Source organism: Chitinophaga sp. sic0106, assembly GCF_019219075.1.
Taxonomy (GTDB): Bacteria; Bacteroidota; Bacteroidia; order Chitinophagales; family Chitinophagaceae; genus Chitinophaga.
Genome location: NZ_JAHUWJ010000029.1, coordinates 1 through 23,339, shown reverse-complemented (window position 1 = coordinate 23,339; position 23,339 = coordinate 1). Strand labels below are relative to the sequence as shown.

Annotated in this window: 15 protein-coding genes; 3 read left to right on the top strand and 12 right to left on the bottom strand. The window is 48.1% G+C overall.

The annotated features are described in order from the left end of the window. Positions 1 to 99 precede the first annotated feature (99 nt). Both KW844_RS27460 and KW844_RS27455 read left to right on the top strand, forming a co-directional pair. Complete coding sequence (locus KW844_RS27460; protein WP_255578657.1) at positions 100 to 2,622, top strand: phosphatidylglycerol lysyltransferase domain-containing protein; 2,523 nt, start codon at positions 100 to 102, stop codon at positions 2,620 to 2,622. A gap of 75 nt (positions 2,623 to 2,697) precedes the next feature. Beyond that, positions 2,698 to 3,396: a virulence factor gene (locus tag KW844_RS27455; RefSeq protein ID WP_218379974.1), complete on the top strand. Its 699-nt coding sequence runs from the start codon at positions 2,698 to 2,700 to the stop codon at positions 3,394 to 3,396. Here KW844_RS27455 and KW844_RS27450 read toward each other — a convergent pair. The 5 genes from KW844_RS27450 to KW844_RS27430 all read right to left on the bottom strand — a co-directional run bounded on the left by KW844_RS27450 (position 3,393) and on the right by KW844_RS27430 (position 11,737). Then, the gene (locus tag KW844_RS27450; protein ID WP_218379973.1) at positions 3,393 to 4,094 is read right to left on the bottom strand and encodes a LytTR family DNA-binding domain-containing protein; all 702 of its coding nucleotides are present in this window, start codon (positions 4,092 to 4,094) and stop codon (positions 3,393 to 3,395) included. The genes KW844_RS27455 and KW844_RS27450 overlap by 4 nt on opposite strands. A 437-nt stretch (positions 4,095 to 4,531) precedes the next feature. After that, a complete protein-coding gene (locus KW844_RS27445) occupies positions 4,532 to 4,810 on the bottom strand; it encodes an HTH domain-containing protein (protein WP_218379972.1) in 279 nt (92 codons plus the stop codon). A gap of 240 nt (positions 4,811 to 5,050) precedes the next feature. Next, the gene (locus KW844_RS27440) at positions 5,051 to 6,376 is read right to left on the bottom strand and encodes a TlpA disulfide reductase family protein (RefSeq protein WP_218379971.1); all 1,326 of its coding nucleotides are present in this window, start codon (positions 6,374 to 6,376) and stop codon (positions 5,051 to 5,053) included. 336 nt (positions 6,377 to 6,712) lie between these two features. Further along, positions 6,713 to 8,890 carry a DUF5916 domain-containing protein gene (locus tag KW844_RS27435; protein ID WP_370626520.1) on the bottom strand — a complete coding sequence of 726 codons (2,178 nt, stop codon included), beginning with the start codon at positions 8,888 to 8,890 and terminating at the stop codon, positions 6,713 to 6,715. Between the two features lie 246 nt (positions 8,891 to 9,136). Further along, on the bottom strand, positions 9,137 to 11,737 hold the full coding sequence (locus KW844_RS27430; RefSeq protein ID WP_218379970.1) for a family 20 glycosylhydrolase: 2,601 nt from the start codon (positions 11,735 to 11,737) through the stop codon (positions 9,137 to 9,139). 394 nt (positions 11,738 to 12,131) lie between these two features. Here KW844_RS27430 and KW844_RS27425 point away from each other — a divergent pair, with 394 nt between their 5' ends. Next, on the top strand, positions 12,132 to 13,715 hold the full coding sequence (locus KW844_RS27425) for an FMN-binding glutamate synthase family protein (RefSeq protein WP_218379969.1): 1,584 nt from the start codon (positions 12,132 to 12,134) through the stop codon (positions 13,713 to 13,715). Positions 13,716 to 13,800: 85 nt separating this feature from the next. Here the strand turns inward: KW844_RS27425 and KW844_RS27420 are convergent, their stop codons facing one another. The 7 genes from KW844_RS27420 to KW844_RS27390 form a co-directional block, all read right to left on the bottom strand. Further along, the gene (locus KW844_RS27420) at positions 13,801 to 13,977 is read right to left on the bottom strand and encodes a hypothetical protein (protein WP_218379968.1); all 177 of its coding nucleotides are present in this window, start codon (positions 13,975 to 13,977) and stop codon (positions 13,801 to 13,803) included. A gap of 152 nt (positions 13,978 to 14,129) precedes the next feature. Further along, positions 14,130 to 14,903 carry an amidohydrolase family protein gene (locus KW844_RS27415; RefSeq protein WP_218379967.1) on the bottom strand — a complete coding sequence of 258 codons (774 nt, stop codon included), beginning with the start codon at positions 14,901 to 14,903 and terminating at the stop codon, positions 14,130 to 14,132. Positions 14,904 to 15,085: 182 nt separating this feature from the next. Then, positions 15,086 to 15,808, bottom strand: coding sequence for a 6-phosphogluconolactonase (pgl, locus tag KW844_RS27410; RefSeq protein WP_218379966.1), 723 nt, complete (start codon positions 15,806 to 15,808; stop codon positions 15,086 to 15,088). A gap of 96 nt (positions 15,809 to 15,904) precedes the next feature. Then, positions 15,905 to 17,410, bottom strand: a complete 1,506-nt coding sequence (gene zwf / locus KW844_RS27405) for a glucose-6-phosphate dehydrogenase (RefSeq protein WP_218379965.1) — start codon at positions 17,408 to 17,410, stop codon at positions 15,905 to 15,907. A gap of 19 nt (positions 17,411 to 17,429) precedes the next feature. Continuing rightward, positions 17,430 to 18,851: an NADP-dependent phosphogluconate dehydrogenase gene (gndA, locus tag KW844_RS27400; protein WP_218379964.1), complete on the bottom strand. Its 1,422-nt coding sequence runs from the start codon at positions 18,849 to 18,851 to the stop codon at positions 17,430 to 17,432. Positions 18,852 to 19,231: 380 nt separating this feature from the next. After that, entirely contained in the window at positions 19,232 to 21,811 is a 2,580-nt protein-coding gene (locus tag KW844_RS27395) for a phosphoenolpyruvate carboxylase (RefSeq protein WP_218379963.1), read from the bottom strand. 363 nt (positions 21,812 to 22,174) lie between these two features. Next, entirely contained in the window at positions 22,175 to 23,053 is an 879-nt protein-coding gene (locus KW844_RS27390; RefSeq protein WP_218379962.1) for an energy transducer TonB, read from the bottom strand. Positions 23,054 to 23,339 lie beyond the last annotated feature (286 nt).

The window sequence follows — 23,339 nt, the reverse complement described above, 5'->3', positions numbered from 1 at the left end:
ACTTTGCAGTTATAAAATACACTGAAGCATACAGCTATGTCTGGCGGAAACAAATTTAATATACCTGCATTTCTACGAAAATTACATTGGAAAGAACTATTGGCAGTACTGTTCATACTCCTGGCAATTTATTTCTTCCGGGCGGAGCGCCATGAGCTCAAAGCTTTGATACCAGCTATAGAACGGGCCGACCGTCAATGGGTGCTCCTGGGTGTAGTCATAACGGCAGCCTATATACTTTTTCAGGCGGCGATGTACGTCTACAGTTTTAAATCAATTGGTGCAAAACTGAACCTGATAAAAAGCACGGAGCTTTTTCTGAAGCGCAACCTGTTGTCTGTATTCCTGCCAGCCGGAGGCATCAGTTCACTGGCTTATCTTCCGCAGAGCCTTAAAAAGGAACAGCTGCACAAACAACAAATTCATCAGGCCTCCGGCATCTACGGTTTTGTGGGTATACTATCTGTTTTTGTGGTAGGCATCCCTGTTGTGTTATATGCGATGCTGCATGCCGGTTCCATGCGGGACGCGGCGTGGGGGCTGGTAACTATTTGTTTGCTGCTGGGAGGCGTGGTACTGTTTGTACGTTCCATGCAGCACAAGGGGCGTTTATACCGCCTGCTTACGAAATACTTTCCTGGTGCGGCACATCAGATTGATGAGATTTTTACTTTTCAGTTGCAGATGCCGGCCTTCACCAAAACCATATTGGCTTCTGTGCTGATTGAGGTGGCGGGCATTGCACATTTGTACCTCAGCATGCTGGCAGTAGGAGCTACGCCCAGTATGGAGGCGGCCTGTGTAGGCTACATTGTGGCTACCATTTTCCTGATCATCTCTCCATTCCTGCGTGGGCTGGGAGCTATAGAGTTATCGCTTGCCTACCTGCTTACCAATTACGGCTATACGTCGTTGCAGGCGCTGGAAATCACCTTATTGTTCCGCTTATTTGAATTCTGGCTGCCACTGATTGCCGGTATGTTTGCCTTTGCCCTGAAGGGGAAAGATCTCGTACTGCGCATATTACCTCCGATATTGATTTTCTTACTGGGGATGGTAAATATTTTTTCGGTGTTAACGCCGCCTTTAGCTTCACGTATGCATATGCTGCGTGCGCTTATTCCCGGTGATTCCATACATGCTTCCAACCTGCTGGTGGTATTTCTCGGGCTGGTGTTGCTGGTGACGGCCACCTTCCTGTTCCGTGGTTTGCGGAGTGCGTGGATAGTGGCGTTGTCGGTTTCCCTGTTATCGGTGATAGGGCATATCAGTAAGGCACTCGATTATGAGGAGGCCACCCTGGCGCTTGTGACCAGCGTTATATTGATTGTTACGGCCAGGCAATACCGTGTAAAAAGTAATCCACAGCTGGTGAATATTGGCGTGGTAACGGCCATTGCCACTTTTGGGGTGGTGTTGCTGTTTGGATCAGTAGGATTTTATTTTCTGAATGTGAAACATTTTGGCAGGGAGTTCACCTGGCTGCAATCGCTGCGCCATGCATTCCATGGCTTTATGCTGCTGGATGATGACGGGCTGGTGCCGGTAACGCGGTTCGGGAAGGAGTTTATGTCGGCCATACGGGTGCTGGGCGTAGGTGCGTGGGCGTTCCTTTTCTATACCGTCATACGACCCTATCTGAAAGTAACGAAACATAGTAACAGTGCTATGGAGAAAGCGCGTTTCTACCTGAGTCAGTATGGCAATTCGCCTATGGATTATTTTAAGGTGGGGAGCGACAAGCTGCTGTTTGTATCTGATACCTATGAAGGATTTGTGGCGTACCGGGTAGCCAGCAGTTTTGCAATTGTGCTGGAGGAACCGGTTTGCAGTGAATTGAATAAGGAAGGTTTGCTGAGTGAATTTGAGGAGCAATGCAAGAAGATGGGGCTGCGTCCTGCTTTTTACCGGGTAGATGAGGATAGTACTTACTATTTTAATCATCTTAAGAAGAAGAAAATGCTGATTGGGCAAGAAGCCATTATGGACTTGCGTGATTTCACCTTGAGTGGTAAGGACAAGAAATCGCTCCGTAACGGCTTAAACAGTTTGGCCAATAAAGGCTATACTACGCAGTTGCACACGGCGCCACAAACGGACCAGCTGCTGGCTGATCTGAAGTCGGTGAGCGACGAGTGGCTGGCACAATACGAAGTAAAGGAAATGACTTTTTCACAGGGGCTTTTTGATACCGCGGAAATCCGTCTTCAGGATGTGTTTACAGTTACCGATGCCGAAGGTGAGGTGGTGGCATTTTTAAATATCATCCCTGATTATACGCCTGGTGCCTGCACCTATGATTTGATCCGTAAGCGTTCCGACGCACCGGGTGGGGTAATGGATGCGTTGATTATTGCGCTGATCCAGGAGGCCCAGGCCAAGGGGCTGGAAACGCTGAACCTGGGCATGGTACCGATGTCTGGTATTAGTCAGCCTCAGAATACCGCTGAAAAAATGGTGAAGTACGCATATGAAAAGCTGCGTTTCTTCCGGCATTACCAGGGGTTGCGTGAGTTTAAGGGTAAATATGCTACGGAGTGGACCAATAAGTACCTGGTGTATGAGCACGACTTTGACCTGCTACAGTTGCCGGTGGCGCTGAATAAGGTGATGCAGCCGTAGTGCGTTGATGAGGCTTGTTTTTTTGGCATGAACAATGCGAGGGGGACTTTGTTCCTTTGATGAATGGAAAATTTTATGACAAGCAGGTTTATTACTATCACGTTTATGGCGTTGCTATTGCTTTCCGGGGTATTTTCAGCGGGGGCGCAATCGGTGCCAGGTAACTTACCCGTATTGGCAAAAGCGCCACCGGCGGGCTCTACATCTCCCTTAATATTTTATATCACCGGTGATGGTGGGATGAAGAAATTTTCTGCGAATGTGATAGATGAGTTCCAGCGGCGTAGTTATCCTGTGGTAGCGTTGAATGCGTTAAAGTATTTCTGGAACAAAAAGACGCCTGTGCAGGCGGCTGGGGATGTGGCTAACCTGGTCAGGTTTTACCAGGCGCAGTGGAATACGCATCATGGAATTATTTTGATCGGTTATTCGATGGGGGCGGATGTAATGCCGTTTATTTACACTCACTTACCGGCGGCTATGGCGGCGGAGGTGCAGGAGGTGGTGCTTTTATCTCCCAGTAAGGTGACTGATCTGGAGGTACATTTATCGGATATGATGGGTAAGGGCGGCAATAAGGGCATGAGTGTGCCTGCGGAGATCAATAAGATTTCCAGGCCGTTGTTATTGGTATTTGGGGAAGGAGAGAAAGATTTTAATCTTTCAGACCTAACGATTTCGCATTACAGGAAATTGGTTTTACCTGGCGGGCATACTTACGATGAGGATGCGGCGGGTGTTGCCGGTAAGTTGATTGCCGGCTTTTCGCATTAGTTTGTCCAGCGTTTTTTATACCGTTTTTCAATTTCCGGCTGTATATTTTTGGATACCGGAATCCTTACGGAGCCGATGAACAGGTGATCGGCCTCGAGCTGATCGATGTGGTGAAATCCGACTACGTACCAGCGGTGTACGTGCATAAACTCGCTCAGTGGCAGTTGAGCCATGATCCAGTCCAGCTTTTCTTTTGTGGCTATTTTCTGGTCTTTTGTATGGAGGAGAATGTGATCGTCCATTACTTCCAGGTAGCGCAGGTCTGCATATTTTACTTTCTCAAAGTGGTTTTCACAGCGGATCATGAAGTGATCGGTTGTTCTTGGGGGAATTGTTTGTTGTCCTTCCATGTTGATGATATTATATAGTCGGTAAACGAGATTATAAAAAGCTTCGTAGGTAAGGTGGGGAAACAGTACCTCTTCGTGACAAACATAGAACGGGTAGGGATTGTTGTCCGGGTACGATAATACTAGTACGGTCATGCTATGCTGTTCTTCTGTGAATAGCGTTTCCGGTTTTGGCGGTGGGGTACCGGCGAAGATGAGGTGAATGGTTTCGGTATCGAGGAGTGGCATGGCCACGTCGAAGCTCTGGCAGTGTTTGGCCAGGAAAGTAAAGGAGGTATCATTGATAAACCTTTTCAGGTTTTGGAATCCGTTGGGTATGTCACCAAGGATGAGGCAATTTAACATCATACAGTTGATGTATTATTTTTTTTATTACGAAGCACAAACCGGTGCGGTTGCTTTACCGGACTAAAAAAGTAGCAGGTGACTCGATAGAAACCTGCGTAGTATTAAAAATCTAATCTAAACCGCGTTATGAAAAAAAATTCGTTGTTTCATCGATCACTGATGGCTGTTATTAGTTGTCATTGGCACATTGCTTTAGGACTCTTCCGGCTATAAAATTGGCGATAATAAAAGTGTCAATTGTTTACTCAATGTTAACGGAACAGGAATTAACAAAAAAAGGTGAACAGGAATACAAAAAGTATCCCTGTCCACCAATGTTTGATGGATCTAACAAAAGATGCTGACGGCCGGCGGGTTAAGGTCGGGCTGCGGCATCTTGGGCACCTGGGGTGCAATGCGGCGGCATCACTCGTAAGTGAGTGAGCATCAGGCCGTGATTACCACAATGTGATCAGGAAGGTAAGGAGTACTGCACTCGCGGTGACCAGGTTCTTCGTGAACCTGATATTGAATCCACCTTTTTCCGAGTAATAGTAGCTTTCCTTGTACCGGTCGTATTCAATGGGAGCACCTAACTCCTTCATCATTTTGAGGAATTCATAGAGTGTTCTTTCGGAAATACGAAGCCGCTTGGCTAACTGAGCGGGCTTCCCGGTGCCTTTGATCCTGATTAGGTAATCAATGGTCTGTAAACGGTCAAAATAACGCTTTGGCATGTGGCATAGAGGGGCTTAACGATGAGTTATAATATTTAATTTACGGAATTGTACTGATTAAACCAAGCTTGTGATATATATATTTTAATGTAAATATTAGTAACTTGATTTAATTGTAGTTCTATAAATTTTGCTGCATGTAAATAGCGCGTATGCGCTACAGTCGCGTCCTTTCGGTTATACTGAGTCCGCATAATAAACGCAGTGCCCCACTATTTATTGGAAGGAATCCATATTTTTTTACTGCTGCAATGCCTCGTAAATAATATTGGTAAGCGCTGTACCGTAGTCCTCTGCGGGGTTTGGCGGCTTCACTGCGAAAATATTGCCGTCGCGGGTTATTACAATTAATGTGGGGCATGCGTTCACGTTATATTGCTGCTGCATGGTGGCAAATTGTGCACCGGGATATAACTGTATCCCAACACCCTTTACAGCAAAGGGTTTCATACCTATATGCAAAAAGGCAACGGGATCATTCTGAAAACATTTTGAAATTTCATCGAGGGTGGGTAACAGGTTATCATCGTCGGAACAAAAGTGCAGCAGCACCACTTTACCGGCGAACTGACTGAGCGACACGGGGTTACCCTGCAAATCGGGCAGACTAAAAGCCGGTGCCGGTATGCCTTTGCGGATGCCCCGCTTCATCTTATTATATGGAATGGCTACTGCCTGTTTACAGATAGGGTCGTGCACAAAGGCGAGGTAATCCTTTGCGCAGTTTTCCAGTTCCTCTTCCATGCCGCCCATGGCAAAGGCCATCAACAGCTGGTGTGCCAGCAGTTTTTCCTGTAACCCGCTGCTATAATGGGTTTTAATCCATTCATACACGGCGCTGTTGGTGCATTGCAGATGACTGCTCCGGTAATAATCTACCTGTGCTTTTTCCAGCTGATAAGCCAGAAAGCGTGCAGACAAAGCATTTTGTTCACTACCCGGAATATCCGGTAAGGCCGGCCGGATGTGCTGCTGGTATATTGTTTCCTGGAGGTCTGGGTCCTGCTGCCAGAAAGTACCGATCATGCGAGAGCCTACCTGTCCCAGCAAATCCGCCCGCAGTAAGGCATGCATGTCCGCCGGCATACTATCACGGCAACGGCTCAACTGCGTTTCAATTGCCTGCACCGACTGCTTTTCCCGTTCCATTTGCCGGGTAGCGTCTCCCGTAGTGGCGGACAGGGAACGTTTGCAGACGTATAGTACACGGCTACACGCGGCCCCTCTGCCAGAGAGCAAAATAGTATCTCCCGAAAAAATAATATGAATACTATCATTCCTGCCTATAATGCCCTGAAAGCTCCTGCCCTCCCCTGCATCCGCATAAAAGAACAACGGGCCTGCCTGTGCCTCCGGAATGCTGCAATAGAAAGAATCCCGCACCAGGGCCGTTTCCTGGGTAATCGCCGGGGATATGCCCGGCTGCACCCAGTAGGACACCGACACCTGCTGCCCATTACGGCCACCAGGCACCTTTCCCGTGATACAGGCCTGCTGCGCAGTGGCCTGCATACACAATAACACACCAATAAAGTATAGTGATATGGAGGTATTAGAGAACAACATTGTTACAATGATAATATCATTCCAATCGTGAAATTGTTATGCAGTCGTTAAGCAGCGGTTAATATACAAACACAAATCCCCATGGTAGACACCATAGGGGGCTTGTATTCACAACGATAGTAAATGAAAACTTTACGTAGCCCAATGCTTGCTTAGTGCAGTGGAGAAAATTAACCGCGTATTGTGATACAATAATAAATGAGTGAAATGGTGAGAATGTAAATTATTTCTTAACAACGGCGTGATTAACAAATAAAATTTTGGTTAGGAGTGATAATCAAATTATCAGAACTCCCAACCAGCAAGACTTAGCAACTACGCAACCCATTGCAGAATTTACAGATTAAACCAGTAGACTAATTTTAACACCAGCGCCCGGTTCCTGACGTAAAAGGGTTCCGGGAGGTAGTTATCCGTATAAACAATAAATAAATCCGACGCCGGACGGTACCTCCACTGCAGCCGGGTATTCAGGTTAATGTTCTTCATCTGCTCATTATACTGCATGAAACCGGTGAAAAACAGTGTATTCGTCATCGTTACATCCAAACGGGGACCTACCAGCCAGAAAGAATTATAGCCCCATGGCGCTCCTAACCGGATATCATTATAATTGGCGCTCAACGCAATGCTCACATAAGGCTGAAAACGGTAGCCAAGCTCGGTATTGAGCATGAGTCGCCGCCCGCCTGCATAATAGCCGCCGTAACGGGCAGAAAATGCGTAGGTAAACAGTTGCTGCGGCTGTGATACATAGTCGGCCCCCACGGTATTCCAGCTATGCGTGCTATTAACGGCCAGGCTGTCCTTCCCCGTATTGGTAGGATCAAACTCCTGCAGCAGCCTGATATAGGTATTGGAAGTCCATACATTCAAAGTATTACGCTGCCGGAACACGAAACCATAATTCAGCATGGTTTCATTATCCGTGCGATGAAACTGCTCATCCATAAACCAGGTGCTAGTCACCTGCGGCCCGTGGCTCAGCACCTGCCCGGACACTGGGAAAAACAAGCGGGTAGCAGTAGGTGCTACTTTAATATATCCCCGGCGTGGCACATAGCCTACTTCGGCATTATAATTATGGCCTACGTATTCGTGCTGCCAGCCTATGTTCCATACTTTACTGGTGTACTGCAGGTTAGCAGCAGTAGCCCAGTCGCTGCCCGAACGGTCAGGGCTATACGATTTTAGTACCATCGCCTTGCCCGTCCAGAAGTTGTTGCTGGAGGCCAGGTTGTATTCCAGCCCGAAGTTGCGGTTATACTGGCTATACACGGGCTTGCCCGCTTCCTGTGTAGGTGTATAGTTCAGCGACTCCTTATTAATAAACAGGAAACCCAGATTGGAACGGGTAAACATACGGCGCTGCAAAGCGGCCACCGTATAGTTTTGCGCCGGCAGCAGCAGTTCATCTTTCGCAGCGGTTTGCATATTCATAAGACCGAGCCGCCAATCCTTATTCAGCTTGCCGCTCAGTCTGGCGCCAAACTGAATAGGTACTCCCAGGCCTATACGCCGCGAAAAAAAGGGCCTTAGCGTGCTGTAGCCAAAGTTGGAAAACTGATCACCATTTTCCAGGAAAAACTGACGTCTCTCCGGAAAAAATAATTCGAACCGATCCAGGTTGGTCACCTGTTTATCCACATCTACCTGCGAGAAATCAGGGTTAACGGTGAGGTCCAGGTTGAGCGAGGAGGTAATACCTATTTTCGCATCCAGGCCGGCATCCCGGCGCCAGGTAGTATTGCCGTGTGCGGCATAATCTTTTGATACCCCACCCAGCAAATATGGTATTATGGAGATATTAGGGCCCGCAGGCGGCGGTGTACTGTCCCACTGCAAAGTGCCTGTATAGGCCAGGGAGGCAGTAGGAAACTGCCTCGGAACAGGCGCCCAGGCCGATTTCTCCGTTGTTTTAAGATCATTGCGGCTAAAGTTGATCCCCCATTGGGTCACCCCTTTCTTATATCGTATAGTCTTAAACGGTATAGCGGCTTCGAACACCCATTTATCCGGGTAATTTTTCACGGCGCTCACCCACTTGTTATCCCAGCTGAGGTCCACCTTACCGCCATCGTACATGAGGCCGTCCCACTGGGCGCCGGCAGCATTGGCACCGAAGGCAAAACCGTTGGTCTGGTCGTCAAACGGGTCCATGAAAAGGATGAAGTTATCGTTTTTCAGGAAGGAGAAATCGCGGCGCAGCGACTCCACCATATAAGGTTTGCTGCCATCGGTATAGTTTTCCACCAGGATGTACAGGCGCTGCTGATCATACACCATGCGCACCTCTGTACGCAGCTTAGCCGCGCTGGTATCCATGGGTAGTACCATGCGAAAATCCTTTGCCACAGGGGCATTGCGCCAGGCTTCCTCGTCGATGACGCCATCAATTTTAACAGGAGATACAGCACGGGTAAGCGGGAGCTTCCAGGCTTCATTTTTCTTTTGTGCAAATAGTAATGCTGGCCAGCAGAGGCATAAGCATAGTAATCGTGGAATTCGTAACACAGTTAATCTATTATGGGTCGTAGAAATATCCGGCTCACTGTTGATCTGTCATCCGCCTGCGGCGGATCTTTTTCTGCAAGGAATTGTGGTTTGTCTTTTTTGCTCGCAAAGCAGCAAAGCAGGTAAGCAGCTAAGGCTTGTGTTTTGTGTTTGTGTTTTGTGTTTTTTTTCGGAGTGGCACTTTTGGTTTCACTCAATTGTTGTTTTCCCGCCAACGGCGGGAAAACAACAGCTTAAGATATTTTATTAGTTGCGGTTATTTCTCAGTTGTTCCTGCGGCTGCGGCACTTTTACAGTTGTGCTGCGACTGCTCCGTCCACGGGTATCGAACACGCGCACTTTCACCGTTTTACCACCGGCTTTAAATGGAGCGGTATAAACAGGACTTTTCTGCGTAGGCTCGTCACCGTTAGTAGTATAGCGGATCACCATTCCGGGGAACTGTGAGTTTACGCTTACTTCACCTTCATTTACCTGCACACCGGCAGTAGGGATGCGGTAATTATAACCACCGTTGAGTTTATCGAGGCGAGGGAGTTCACGCTTGCCTACCACGTTGGTAAACACGCTCCAGGCCTGGCTGTACAGCTGCTCTGCTTTCGCGGAATCCTTTTCTGTAGCCCATGCCGGATCTTGTGCCCACGCTCTTTCTGCCAGTCCTAACATTTTAGGGTAGATCATATATTCCATCCGGTCGGAGTTGGTCACCGTTTCGCTCCAGAGCAGGCCCTGGATACCGCGGATATTGGACTGACCGAAACCGGTGAGGCGGTCTTTACCCATGAAAGTAGCGGCAGTAACGGGATCACCTTTACCATCTACTTTTGAATTTTTGTAGTAGTCGAACGGTATGAAGTAGAACGGCTTATCGATATCCACAAATCCACCCCAGTAGAACCCAGGTTCATCAAAGGATTTCATGTATGCCATATCGAAATAGAAGTTGCTCACGCCGGAGAGGATAACTTTATAACCTGCGTTGGCGAGGCGGTACGAGAGGTCTTCCTGTCCGCCACCAATCACGTTATTCCATACGTTCAGCTGGAAGTTATCATTGGCAAAGTCGGGGTTAGGAATGCTGGCGGCCTTACCATCAATCGTGGTTTTGCGCATACCGGTTTCTTCCCATCCTGCTACTTCCAGGTTTTTCGCCTGTAGGATCTGGTGTACTTTACGATAGAAGTAGTACCAGAGGTCGTCCACGTTTTTAATGTTTTTGTCGTGCTGCATCAGTGCAATACAAGCCGGCGACTGCTCAAATACGCCGTGTGGCACTTCATCTCCCCCCATATGTACAGCGGCAAGCGGTGCGCCTGCTTCCTTATACATGGCCTGTATTTCAGTAATTACTTTTTCCAGGAATTTATAGGTAGATGGAAGGGCTACGTTCATGACGTTGTCGTTCCAGTACTGTACTGAGTGGTAGGTAGATTTGTCCTTGAGGTCGGTCAGCAGGTATTCGGCAGCTTCCTGCTGGCGTCCCTGGGCTGCGAGCCGGTCGTAACGAACTTCCATGGACTTAACGGCGGCGCGTGCGTGACCTGGGGATTCGATTTCGGGTAATACGCGTATATGCCTTTCCGTTGCATATTTCAGGATCTCGATAAAATCGGCGCGACTGAAATAACCGGTACCGGCGGCGTTGGTAGAGTCGGGACCAGAGCCGTAGGACGGAGGCAGCATAGATTTGAAATCAGGCGTATGACCACGGCGGGCGCCTACGTCTGTGAGTTCAGGCAGTCCCGGAATTTCCAGGCGCCAGCCTTCATCATCGCTGAAGTGGAAGTGCAGGACATTGAGCTTGTAGAGTGCCATTACGTCGATGAGTCGCAGCAGGTCCTTTTTATCATGGAAGTTGCGGGCTACATCGATCATAAATGCGCGGTACTTAAAGCGCGGGTAATCGCTCACCTGCACGGCCGGGATGCTGATAGTCTTAGGCATACCGGCCCATGCGGCAGGTGATATCAGGGCTTTCAGGGACTGAATACCGTAAAACGCCCCTTCATTATCGGAGGCGGCGATGGTGACACCTTGCGGTGTTACATCTAACTTGTAGGCATCTGCAGCCAGGGACTCGTCCACTTTGAAATTGATAACCACCTTACCTGTAGCACGTTTACCAAGCAATGTAATCAGTTCATTATTGAGGAATCGGGCGCTTGCGGCCAGCCGGTCATCAGCTTTGATGTCCGGGAATGCGTCCAGCACCAGGTTGCCCGCGGTGGTATTGTAGGATACCGGCGTTGGGAAAACCAGTGGCAGCTGGGCCAGGGGAATATCTTTGGTAACAGCGTTCTGTTTAAATATCTGTGTGGGTGTTACTACCGCACTTTTATCGCCGGGATAGCGCATCAGCTGTCGGGCAGAGGTAGAAGGGCGGATGGTGTAATCTTTCAAAGGAAAACCTTTGGTAGGTTGTCCTGCCCACACTACGTAGATACCTGTAGGACCATCTGTAAAGTTTACGGCCCAGGCATCGCTGGCGAAATTTACTTTGATGGAGTCGCCAGGGGCAATGCCTTTAAACTCGGCGGTAGGTGAAAGTCGATACAAATCGCCGTTTACATGTTCGAGTTTCACGCCTGGCAGTTGTTGTCCCGGCTTGATCATGCGAACGAAGTTGAAATACAGCTGCCAGTCTTTTGAGGGAAACGGATTACTACCGTTGTTAATAAAAGTAAAAGAAGAAAGGAACTGCATTTTTCCCTGGTAGTTATTTTCTACTACTTCCCAGGATGATTTTAAACGCGAGAGATCGTAAGGTGTTTGCTGCGCCTGCACATGGATTGTGGCGGCCATCACCATAGGTACTGCAACCAGTTTACTTAAATGCTTAAACATCATTAATTGGATGAATTATGTAAGATCTGAAAATGGTATGTTCTACTACACAGACGGGTCCCTTCGGGGATTATGTATAATGGCATATCAATCCTGGTTGATGCGGTTGGCGGCTGAATTGCCGGTAGCGCGTTGTAATATAGTTACTAAAATGCAAATATGCAAACGTTGCAAAAATTGAATTTGCAATTTTTGCAATTGATTTCAATGGTTCAGTTTCTAGTGAACTATTGGGTGGGTCGGAGGTTCTTGTTTTGGCACCGTAGCGCCGCAATACTTGCGGCTATCCTATTGATCAGTGGGATTGAAGCGGATAGCCGCAAGCATTGCGGCTCTACTGCAGCGGAATTTCAGCGTCACACATAAATAACTTAAATTCAAGGAAATAATCTGTCCTATGGCTAAGAGATTTATCATTTTTTCTGCATTGAGTCTTTTAGGAGTTATTGTGCTGGGGTTCTATTTCCCCTGGGTATGGTGGTTGTTGCTACTCCTCTTACCGATTGTTGTAATGGGAATATTTGACATGATGCAAACCAGGCATGCCATCATCCGCAACTTCCCGGTGCTGGGCAGGATGCGTTACTGGATGGAGGCTATGCGGCCTAAAGTGCATCAATACTTTGTGGAGAGTGATATTGATGGCCGACCGATCAACCGGATCGACAGATCCACTGTATACCAGCGTGCGAAACGGGAGCTGGACTCCCAACCTTTCGGGACGCAGTTTAACGTATATGCGGAAGGGTATGAATGGATGGCCCATTCCATACAGCCGCAGGATTTTGACAAAATGGATAAAGACCCGCGGGTGCTGATTGGTGGTAAAGATTGTACACAACCTTACTCTGCCAGCATCCTGAATGTGAGCGCCATGAGCTACGGCTCCCTCAGTGCCAACGCGGTGGAAGCCTTGAACGGCGGCGCTAAAATCGGCAACTTCGCACATAATACCGGCGAAGGTGGCATCAGCGAGCATCACCTCAGGCAGGGCGGCGACATCATCTGGCAGATAGGCACCGGCTACTTTGGTTGCCGGGATGACAATGGTAATTTTTCCCCGGAGCTGTTTGCGGAAAAAGTGGCTTTGCCACAGATAAGAATGGTGGAACTGAAAATATCACAGGGTGCTAAGCCAGGCCATGGTGGGATATTACCTGCTTCCAAGAACACACCGGAAATTGCCGCCATCCGGCATGTAAAACCAGGAACAACCGTGTTCTCCCCTCCTTATCATACTGCTTTCAATAGTCCCAGGGAAATGATGCTGTTCATTGGAAAGCTGCGGGAATTGAGTAAGGGGAAACCGGTAGGTTTTAAGTTGTGTATAGGTCAGCCGAACGAATTTTACGCTATCTGCAAAGCGATGATTGCCACCAATATTTACCCGGATTTTATTACGGTGGATGGCGGTGAAGGTGGCACCGGTGCTGCACCTCCGGAGTTTTCCAATTCAGTAGGTATGCCTATGATGGATGGGTTGGCGTTTGTACATGACACGCTAACGGGATTCAATATACGAAAAGAGATCAGGCTGATTGTTTCCGGCAAAGTGATGACAGGTTATCATATCCTGCGCGCACTTGCGCTGGGAGCGGATGCCTGTAACAGCGCCCGTGCCATGATGATGGCCATTGGCTGCATTCAGGCATTGCTTTGTAATACCAATACCTGTCCTACCGGCGTGGCCACACAGAACAAGTGGTTAATGGAAGGCCTGGTAGTGAGTGATAAAAAGCAACGGGTAGCCAACTACCACAGAGATACTATTGAGAGTGCTATGGAACTGGCTGCAGCGGCGGGCTTGCCTGATCCGCACCAGGTTACCCGCAGGCATATGTACCGCAGGGTGTTTATGAACCAGGTAAGAACTTTTGAAGATATTTATCCCAGCACTGCGCAGGGTGCGCTGGTAAACGGTAATGCGACGGAGGCTTTGCGGCAGCAGCTGGAAGGTATTAGTATTGAGAAGTGGGGATAAGCGTCTTGCTTGCAGCATATTGTATCAAAGAAAAAGGGCTGATAGCAAAATTGCCATCAGCCCTTCATTATTTTTATTGGAGTGTTTAATTCCTGCCGGTGATTCTGGCTAAGTTGGCAGCTATATCCCCGTTTGCTTCGTATGGAATCCAGTGTTCTATTTTCTTTAATCCTTCCTTTACTTCTTTTAATTCAACTTCAACCTTTTCCAATCTGTCATCCACCTTGTCAAATCTGTTATTCAAAGCGCCAATTGCTGTCATTATCGACTTAAATTGATTTTGAGACATTTTATCTGTGTGTTAGATTCAAAGTTTTAATTACTGTAAAATTAATTAACTCCTAAACAACAAACAAATTTTGTAAAATAAAATGCAAACAAATTTTATACAAATGTAAATTTTTACATTGATTATTACCCAGCCACCGGAGTACCGGCTGGCTTATATAATCTTAGTGCATTATCCCTGCAAACACGGGTAAGCATATCCGCAGAAAAGCTACGAAGGATCAGCTGCAGATCATTCATGGAAAACGGCCGTGGTGCACGGGTCGACGGCAAATCAGTTCCAAAGATCAGCCCTGCCGGATTGATAGCTGTAATCTGTTTCATGGCAGGCACCACATCAAAGTCGCAGCGACTAAATCCGGTCGCTTTTACAATCGCTCCTTTATCCACCAGCTGTAACAGGTATTTAAACCCTGACTTGGATAACCCCAGGTGATCAATCACCACTTTAGGCAGTTTCTTCAGTGTAGTAGAGATACTCGGGAGCTGGCGGGAATCGATATACAGCTCCACATGCCATTTCACGAGATCGTATACACGCAGCGCCAGGTTTTCCAGGTGGCGGATACTTTCCGAACCGCCGCGCTGTACGTTGAAGCGTACCGCTCTGACACCGGCATCATTCAGTTTTATAATATCCTCATCGCTGGTGCTGGCAGGAATTTGTGTAACGCCAACAAAAGAAGGTCCCAGTTGCTCCAGTGCTGCTAACAGGTAGGTTTGATCGAATCCCTGGAAAGAGCCTGATACAACAGCGCCACCAACTATATCCATGTCAGCGGTACGCTGCTGATAGTCGGTAACAGTAAATGGTGACGGCAGAAAACCTTGATTCGGCTGTAAGGGATGCTGACGGTCAATTATATGCAAATGTGCATCGAACACGGGTTTTTCAAACATAATCTCTTCGCTTGTGTACTATGTAAGCTACTGAAATTTGATGAAACAGGGAAGCAGTATTTCGTGAAGGAAATGTGAAGGATTTTTTATTGAGGCCGGAATTAGACCAGCGCCTGCGGGGCCGGTCAAATTCCGACTGGTTGCCGCCTGTGGTGGCAACCAGTCGGAATAAATCTTAGATTTTACTCCATCGCTGAAGCTGCCGCTTCATCCACAAACCAGTGTAATTCACCGTTTTCAGGGCGAATCAGCTGGGAAGGATATTTTTCGGCATCAAAAGTACCCTGGATTACATTTTTTAAGGTAATGGCTTTACCGGCGCCGGTGGCCATAAACAGGACTGCAGCCGATTTATTTACTACCGGGGCTGTGAGGGTGATGCGGTACATATCTTGTGCTTCCAGGAAGAAAGCGTTCGTCCATGCTTTTTTCTCGTGCACTACTTTAGTGCCCGGGAAAAGTGACAGAGTATGACCATCATCTCCCATACCCAGCAGTACAAGATCAAAGGTGGTAGCTTCCTTACCGAAGTATTTGTGCAGGATAGCCGCATATTCTTCGGCTGATTTTTCCGGATCGATGTCGGTACGCATCACATGAATATAATCCGGGTTTACAGGAACTTTATCCAGGAGCACTTCGTAGGCCATACGGGCGTTGTTACGTTCATCTTCAAAAGGAACGGCCCTTTCATCTCCCCAAAAAAAATGAATACGTTCCCAGGGAATCATTTGGCTGTATGGCTCTTTGGCGAGCAGTGCGAACAGGGCTTTAGGCGTGCTTCCGCCGGAGAGCACGAGGGTAAAGCGTTCCTGTTGCTGCAATACTTCGAGTATATAGTTACTGATCCAGGCGGCTACGTTTTCGCTCAGCTGCGCAGGATCTTTGGCAATATGGATTTCCATGTGATCAGAATTTTCTTCATTAAACAAGATGACCCGGAAGAAGATTTATACGGGATAAAAATTCTTCCGAGTCAGGTAATATCAGGAGCGATAAAATTACTTGGTAGGGAGGTTGATCCAGCTGTGACCGTCGCGCGCTACCAGTACATCTGCTTCATCCGGACCCCATGAATCAGGGGCGTAGTTAGGGAAGTCCTGCGGTGTGCGGTTTTCCCATGTTTCCAGGATTGGCATGATTACTTTCCAGGCTGCATCCACCTGATCGCCACGCATAAACAGGGTAGCATCACCTTCCATCACATCGAGCAGCAGGGTTTCATATGCTTCAGGGGCATGTTCACCATTAGCGGCGTCGTAGTTAAAGGTCATATCTACCGGGTCCAGGGTCATGGTTTGACCAGGGCGTTTTGCCTGGAAGCGGATACGGATATCCATTTCCGGCTGAATGCTGATGGTGAGTCGGTTAGGACGCCATGTTTGTGCAGCTTCCGCAGGGAACGAGTAATGCGGCGCTTCCTTGAACTGGATAACGATATTGGTCGCTTTCTGGTGCATGTATTTGCCGGTACGTACATAGAAAGGTACGCCCTGCCAGCGCCAGTTATCGATATAGAATTTTACCGCTGCGTAGGTATCGGTGTTGGACTTAGGGTCCACACCTTTCTCCTGGCGGTAGCCTACTACCTGCTGGCCTTTCATCCAGCCGGCGGAGTATTGGCCACGTACCGCGTATTCATGTACTTTTTCAGGGGAGATGCGGCGGATGGCGTTGAGCACATCCACTTTCTTATTACGGATTTCGTTGGCATCGAACGAAACAGGTGCTTCCATCCCAACCATACAAAGGATCTGGAGGATGTGGTTCTGCACCATATCACGCAGGGCGCCGGATCTTTCGTAATAACCGCCACGTCCTTCCAGGCCTACGCTTTCGGCGGCGGTGATCTGGATAAAGTCAATGAAGTTACGGTTCCACACGGGTTCGAACAGGGCATTGGCAAAACGGAATGCCAGGATGTTCTGTACGGTTTCTTTACCCAGGTAGTGGTCTATACGATAGATTTGTTCTTCTGTAAATTTAGATGCCAGCAGCTCATTGAGTTCATGTGCACTCTGCAGATCGTGTCCGAATGGCTTTTCCACCACGATACGGGTGCAATGCTTATCGGAACAGAGGTTCAGATTACCCAGATGGGTGGCGATGTTTGGCACCAGCTGTGGTGCTACTGCCAGGTAAAAAATCACCGTTGGATGTACGCCCCATTCTGCCTCTTTCTCTTTTACGTATTCGGTGATTTTATCGTAAGCGGTTGGATCTTCGGCATCCATCTGGAGGTAGTTCACATGCCCACTAAAATCATTCCAGTGGCCGTTTTGCTCACCTTTACGGCGGCTAAACCTGCTGATACCTTCCAGCAGGTGTTTACGATAGTCTTCGTCGCTGTAAGGACTGCGGCCAAGGCCTGCGATGGAGAATTGTTCCGGCATGTAGTCGTCCAGGAACAGGTTATATAACGCAGGTGTAAGTTTCCGGTAGTTTAAATCGCCGCTGCCACCGAAGATAAAGAGTACGCTGGCAGGTGGGCGTTTATGGATCTGCATATGTTTAATTCTAGTGATATTAATTATGATGCTCCCACTCAGTGTGGAAAGTGCCGGCCATATCTGTACGCTGATAGGTATGTGCCCCGAAGTAATCGCGCTGCGCCTGAATCAGGTTGGTAGCCATTCTACCGGTGCGGAATGCATCGAAGTATGACAATGCGGACATAAATCCGGCGGCCGGAATACCTGCGTTAGCGGCATGGGCTACTACGCTGCGGGTGTTAGCGATAACAGATGATACCAGGGAGGCAACACCTTTGTCGAGCAGAATGTTTGCCAGGTCAGTATTTTGCTGGTAAGCTTCTGTGAAAACTTCCAGGAGGGTAGAACGAATAATACATCCGCCGCGCCATACTTTCACAACTTCCGGCAGAGGAATTTCCATCTGCAGTTCACGGGAGCCTTCGTTGAGCATAGCCAGCCCCTGTGCGTAACTGAGGATGGTAGCGAAGTACAGGGCATCGTGTACCTGTTGGACCCACTGTTCGGTATTCAGGTGAATAGTGGTGTCAGGTGCCGGGTAGAGTTGTTCAGCAGCGATGCGCTGATCTTTGTAACCGGAGATGGTGCGCATAGCCACCGCTGTATCGATTACAGGTACTGCTACCGGCAGTTCCATGGCATCCTGTGAGGTCCATTTACCGGTACCTTTGGAACCAGCTTTATCGGAAATCACATCTACCAGGCGTGCACTGGTTTTATCATCTTTTTGCAGGAAAATATCTGCGGTAATTTCTACGAGAAAAGATTGCAGGGAGCCTTTGTTCCAGCTGTCGAATACTTTGTGGAGCTGGTCGTTATCGAGGCCTGCACCTTTTTTCAGGAGGGAGTATGCCTCGCTGATAAGCTGCATAATGGCATATTCGATACCGTTATGAACCATTTTCACATAGTGTCCGGCACCTTCTTTACCCAGGTAGGCTACGCATGGCGTACCATTTACTTTAGCAGCAATAGCTTCCAGCATAGGTTTCACCTTAGCATAGGCTTCCAGGTCACCACCCGGCATAATGCTCGGGCCGGTGCGGGCGCCTTTTTCACCACCGGAAACGCCAATACCCATGAAGTGGATATTTTTTTCGCGGAGGTATTTTACCCTGCGGAGTGTATCGGTATAGTGGGAGTTCCCACCATCTATTACCACATCGCCCGGCTCCAGTAAAGGCAGCAGGGAAGCGATGACATCATCGACAGGTTGGCCTGCAGGCACCAGCATCATTAATTTGCGTGGGCGCTCCAGTTGTTGAACCATAGCTGCCAGGTCAGCTACACCTTTAACGGTAGTACCTGGGGTAGCGGCGGACTCCAGTGCGCCTGTCTTGGTGGCGTCTTTATCAAAGCCGATAACGGAAAAGCCATGATCAGCCATGTTGAGCAACAGGTTGCGACCCATTACTCCCAGTCCGATCATTCCAAAATCATATAAGCTGTTTGCCATAATGAAGAATAGTTACTATAAATGGAGGTGTAAAAGTAGTTAGTTTTTCGCGCAGGGCGCAATTTTTTTAATGTTCCGCACCGTCCCGAGAGCCCGGTGCTGTTATGGGCAGGCCATTTACCACATGCTGGTACCGGTGCCTGAAGCCGGTAATAGTAAAGGAGTTTGCCGATAATAGCGCCGTTATTAAAATACCGGGGTACAGCATAAAAATGGGAATATGGTAATCAGGCTGTTATCAAAATTTTTACAATTTCAAAACAGTGTTCACCTGTTCATCCCTATCTGTGTTACCGATACAAAAGGCTATTATCAACAAACTCCTCTTCTAAACAAACAACTACACAAGTTCCAACAATCTTTACCTGTATATAGTTGGCCTAGGCACTATTGCGGCCGGCATTGATAATGCCGAAGCTGCAACGCATGACTAGTTTTTCCCATACTTCTTTGCCATGGCCGTTGCCAGGCTGTGCATCCAGCTCACGGATACGCAGCAACGCAAACTGCTGGGCGGTGAGCAATGGCAGCACGATCCTTTCCCTCATCTGGATGGACAAATGATCTATCGGGCTACCGGCCATTAGTTCCGACTCACCGTTGAGGCGAAGCAGGTACTTTTTGGTCAGTTCATACTCACTGTAAATCATATTCCATACTTCTCCGTACTGCGGATGTTTGGACAGGTATGCCGTAAGCGGGAAATAGCTTTTTTTCATGGCCATTTCACAGTTATCCAGCAGGGTGCGGAAAAACAGGGAATGTTTATATAAATGCTCCAGGGCTTCCCACTTGCCTTGCTCATCGAGCTGCTGCAATGCGCTACCCACGCCATAATAGCCGGGAACGTTTTGTTTCAGCTGACTCCAGGCGCCTACGTATGGTACGGCGCGGAGGTCGTTCAGATTGAGCTTGGCAGAGGCATTGCGCTTGCTCGGGCGACTCCCGATATTTGCTTCAGCGTAGTACCTGAGCGGACTGGCGTGGTCCAGGTACTCGAGGAAGAAAGGATGATTTTTTAATTTATTATAGGAGGTATAACCAGCATCCGCGAGGGATTGCAGCAGTTGCTCCTCATCTTTGGAGAGGGTGACTTCCCGGGAAGAGAACAATTCGTTGGAAATACCGGCATGCACCAGTTGTTCCATATTAAACTGGGCGGCGTCCACTGTTCCGAAGTTGGAGCTGATGGTTTGGCCCTGTATGGTTTGTTGTATTTCTTTATTGGCAATGTTGCGACCCATACTGGCGTAGAACTGGTGGGTTTTTCCACCACCGCGTGCAGGAGGACCTCCACGACCGTCGAAGAATACGACGCTGATATTGTATTCTTTGGAAATGGCGGAGAGTTCTTCTTTTGCTTTGTAGATACTCCAGTTGGCCATGAGGTAGCCACCATCTTTGGTACCGTCGGAGAAGCCGAGCATAATGGTTTGCTTGCATCCTCTTCTGCGGAGGTGCTCGCGGTAGTCGGCGTTTTCGTACAGGTTTTTCATTACCTGGCCGGCATGGCGGAGGTCATCGATGGTTTCGAAGAGCGGCACAATATCTACCGTGATTTCTTCTTTTTTCCAGCCGCTGAGCAGGAACAGGCCATATACTTCAATAACGTTGAGTACACTGGTGCTGTGGCTGATGATGTAGCGGTTGCACCCTTCCTCTCCGTTGGTTTGCTGTATCTGTTTGATGGAGCCGATGGTGTCGATGGTGTCTTTATGCAGCTGTTTTTCCAGCAGTGCGGTATCTACTTTCTGGCTTACATTCAGCAGGGCATTGATTTTCCCGTTTTCATCGAGGCTGGCGTAGTTATCCGGCAGCGCAGGAGAAACGGTCGCAATGGTATCGAGGAGGGCTTCGTGTACGGAGCTATCCTGTCGTATATCCAGTGTGGCAAAGAAGAGACCGAAGATCTGCACTTTGCTGGCGAGGTTATCTACCAGGTGTACAAAGAGGCCGTTATGCTCATCAATGATGGTTTTTCGTATATCCGCCAGGGTTTCGAGTATTTCTTTCTGGGAGATATCGAATACGTGGCCTGGCTGGAAGAGGTTGCGGGAGAGCTTTGCTTCCAGGGCTGTCACAACGTTTTCCACCCGTTTAAAGGTGAGACGGCGTTTAAGGTTGCGAACTTCGCGGAAGTAGCATTTGAGGATGCTGTTACGCAGTGCTGCGGCTACTTCTATGGTGGTAGGCGCGTTTACGAACGGGTTCCCGTCGCGGTCCCCGCCTGGCCAGAATCCCATCCTCAGCACGTCTGTATCATCGCTGATCGCGTCAGGGAACTGCGCTTTCATAAACGACATAATACGGCCGCCGGCCTGGTAAAAAATATTTTCCAGGAACCACACGAGGCTGATGGCTTCATCGTATGGGGTTGGTTTTTCTTTTTTAAAGAAAGGTGTTTTACCCAGTTGCTGGAGGTACATATTTACCTGTGCGGTATTGTCTTCGATGAGGGCTTTAGCCAGATCGTTGATGATACCCAGTACTTCGCTTGGATAGAACTGTGTAGGATGTGCGGTGAGTACGAGTCGTACAGAAAAGTCTTTCAACTTCTCCCTTAACCTGTCCTGCGCCTGTTCCTGGACCACTTCGGACTGTAGGTGCCGGAGGGTACCGGTTCCCTGCATGTCGCGAATATGGCGGAAGGCAGCATCTTCGAGGGCGTCGAACAATACTACCTGTCTTTCCGCGTACTGCACAAACCTGAAGAGCAGGTCCACCTTCTTTTGGTCCTCTGTATAGGTGGTGTATTGGTCGAAAAAGGAGTCCATGATTTCTTGTGGACTCATACCCTTCGCGTAGCTCTCTTCGCAGTGGAGGAGGAATAGGGACAGGAATATCCCTGTCTTTTCCACCCTGTGAAAAGGCAGCGAGGTGAAGAGGCTGTTATAAAGCTGAAACTTTGTCCCAACCAGATTCTTAAACTGTTGCAGCGAATTATTTACCGGAGCTTCCATAACTATTATCCTTGGTTTGGTTGTACTTGCCTAACTAAGCGGCCGTTAAATTAATAATAATTCCGTTTAGTTGTTTATATACCAAACTCATTATTTTTTAATTATTTTTTCACGGATAAACTAATTGTTTGAATTTTATCTAATAAGAATAGCTGATTTTATAAATATATTAGGATTATGAATGCGAAAATCGGGTATTTATAGTAGAATTCTAAGCTGAGGCCGGTATGGGGAGTGCAAAAAATGCGGATGCCCCTACATAATTGCAGAGGCACCCGGGGTTACCAATGTTGATTGATTCGTGTTAACTAATAATAAAGTATCAGGCTTCTGGCGGAAGGTGTACTATTTTTTCGATGATTATTAGTTATGAGTCAATGTGAAACGGATGGGAAGCGTGAAATACACAGCTACATTTTGACCATTCTGGCGGCCGGGTTTCCACTTAGGCATTTTGCGGATTACGCGCAGTGCTTCTTCTTCCAGGCCTCCGCCTTTATGTGCCCCGATCAACTTCACGTCAGTGATACTACCATCTTTTCCTACCACAAATTGTACAGGAATAGTTCCTTCAATGCCATTTTCCTGGGCTGTTACCGGATAGCGAACCGCGTTTTGCAGGAATTTAGACAAGGCAGCTTCTCCACCAGGAAATTCAGGCATGATCTCTACAAAGATTGCAGGGCCTTCTTCTCTGTGGGTTACCGGTGGTGTTACAACGCCGCTGGTACCAGGTCCCAGATCAGTCAACACATCTGACCCACCTTCTACGCCTGCTTTGTTTTCAAAGCCAATTACGTTGTTGCGTAATTCTTCCTGTGGCGGTAAATCGGTTGCCTCATTGTCTTCAGCAACTACTGGTGCTACATACTGGCTGGTTGGTGCAGCAGGTGGTGGTGCAGGCGTTGCAGGAGGTGGTGGTGGTGGCGGTGGAGCATCCTCCGGCCTTTCGTAAATCGGATCTATTGGCGGCGGAAGCACGTGAACAAAGGGTTTGATACCATCTTTATCAGCTGCCATGGAGATGTTAGCCAGGTAACCACCTACTAATACCATCACCATTGATGCAGTACCTATAACGGCATTGCGTACACGACGATCATAGCGGCTACGCAGTTCATAAGCGCCATAGTCCTTGTTCCTGCCTGCGAAGAGGATGTCGAGGAATTCTTCCCGTGGGATTTTAGTTGAGTCCATGGTAAATTGCTTTTCTACTAGATGATGCAGAAAATATTTTTCCATACGGTTTTCATAAATTTTTTTTCGGGAGATGGGAATGCTGTTGGTGCCGTGGTTTCGCGGTATGATAAGAAATATAACAAGAGGCAATTAAGAAATGTAAGCAATGAACGCCCTACAACAGCATGCGGCACAGTAGAATCAATACAGCGAAGATCTATATAAATCGAGTAGGAAGTGAGGGATTATTTCCCTCACTGTCCTCTCACACCACCGTACATGCGGTTCCGCATACGGCGGTTTGTTAGAATAAGTTCATTTGGTGGGTTGTTTTCCAATAGTAGTAGTT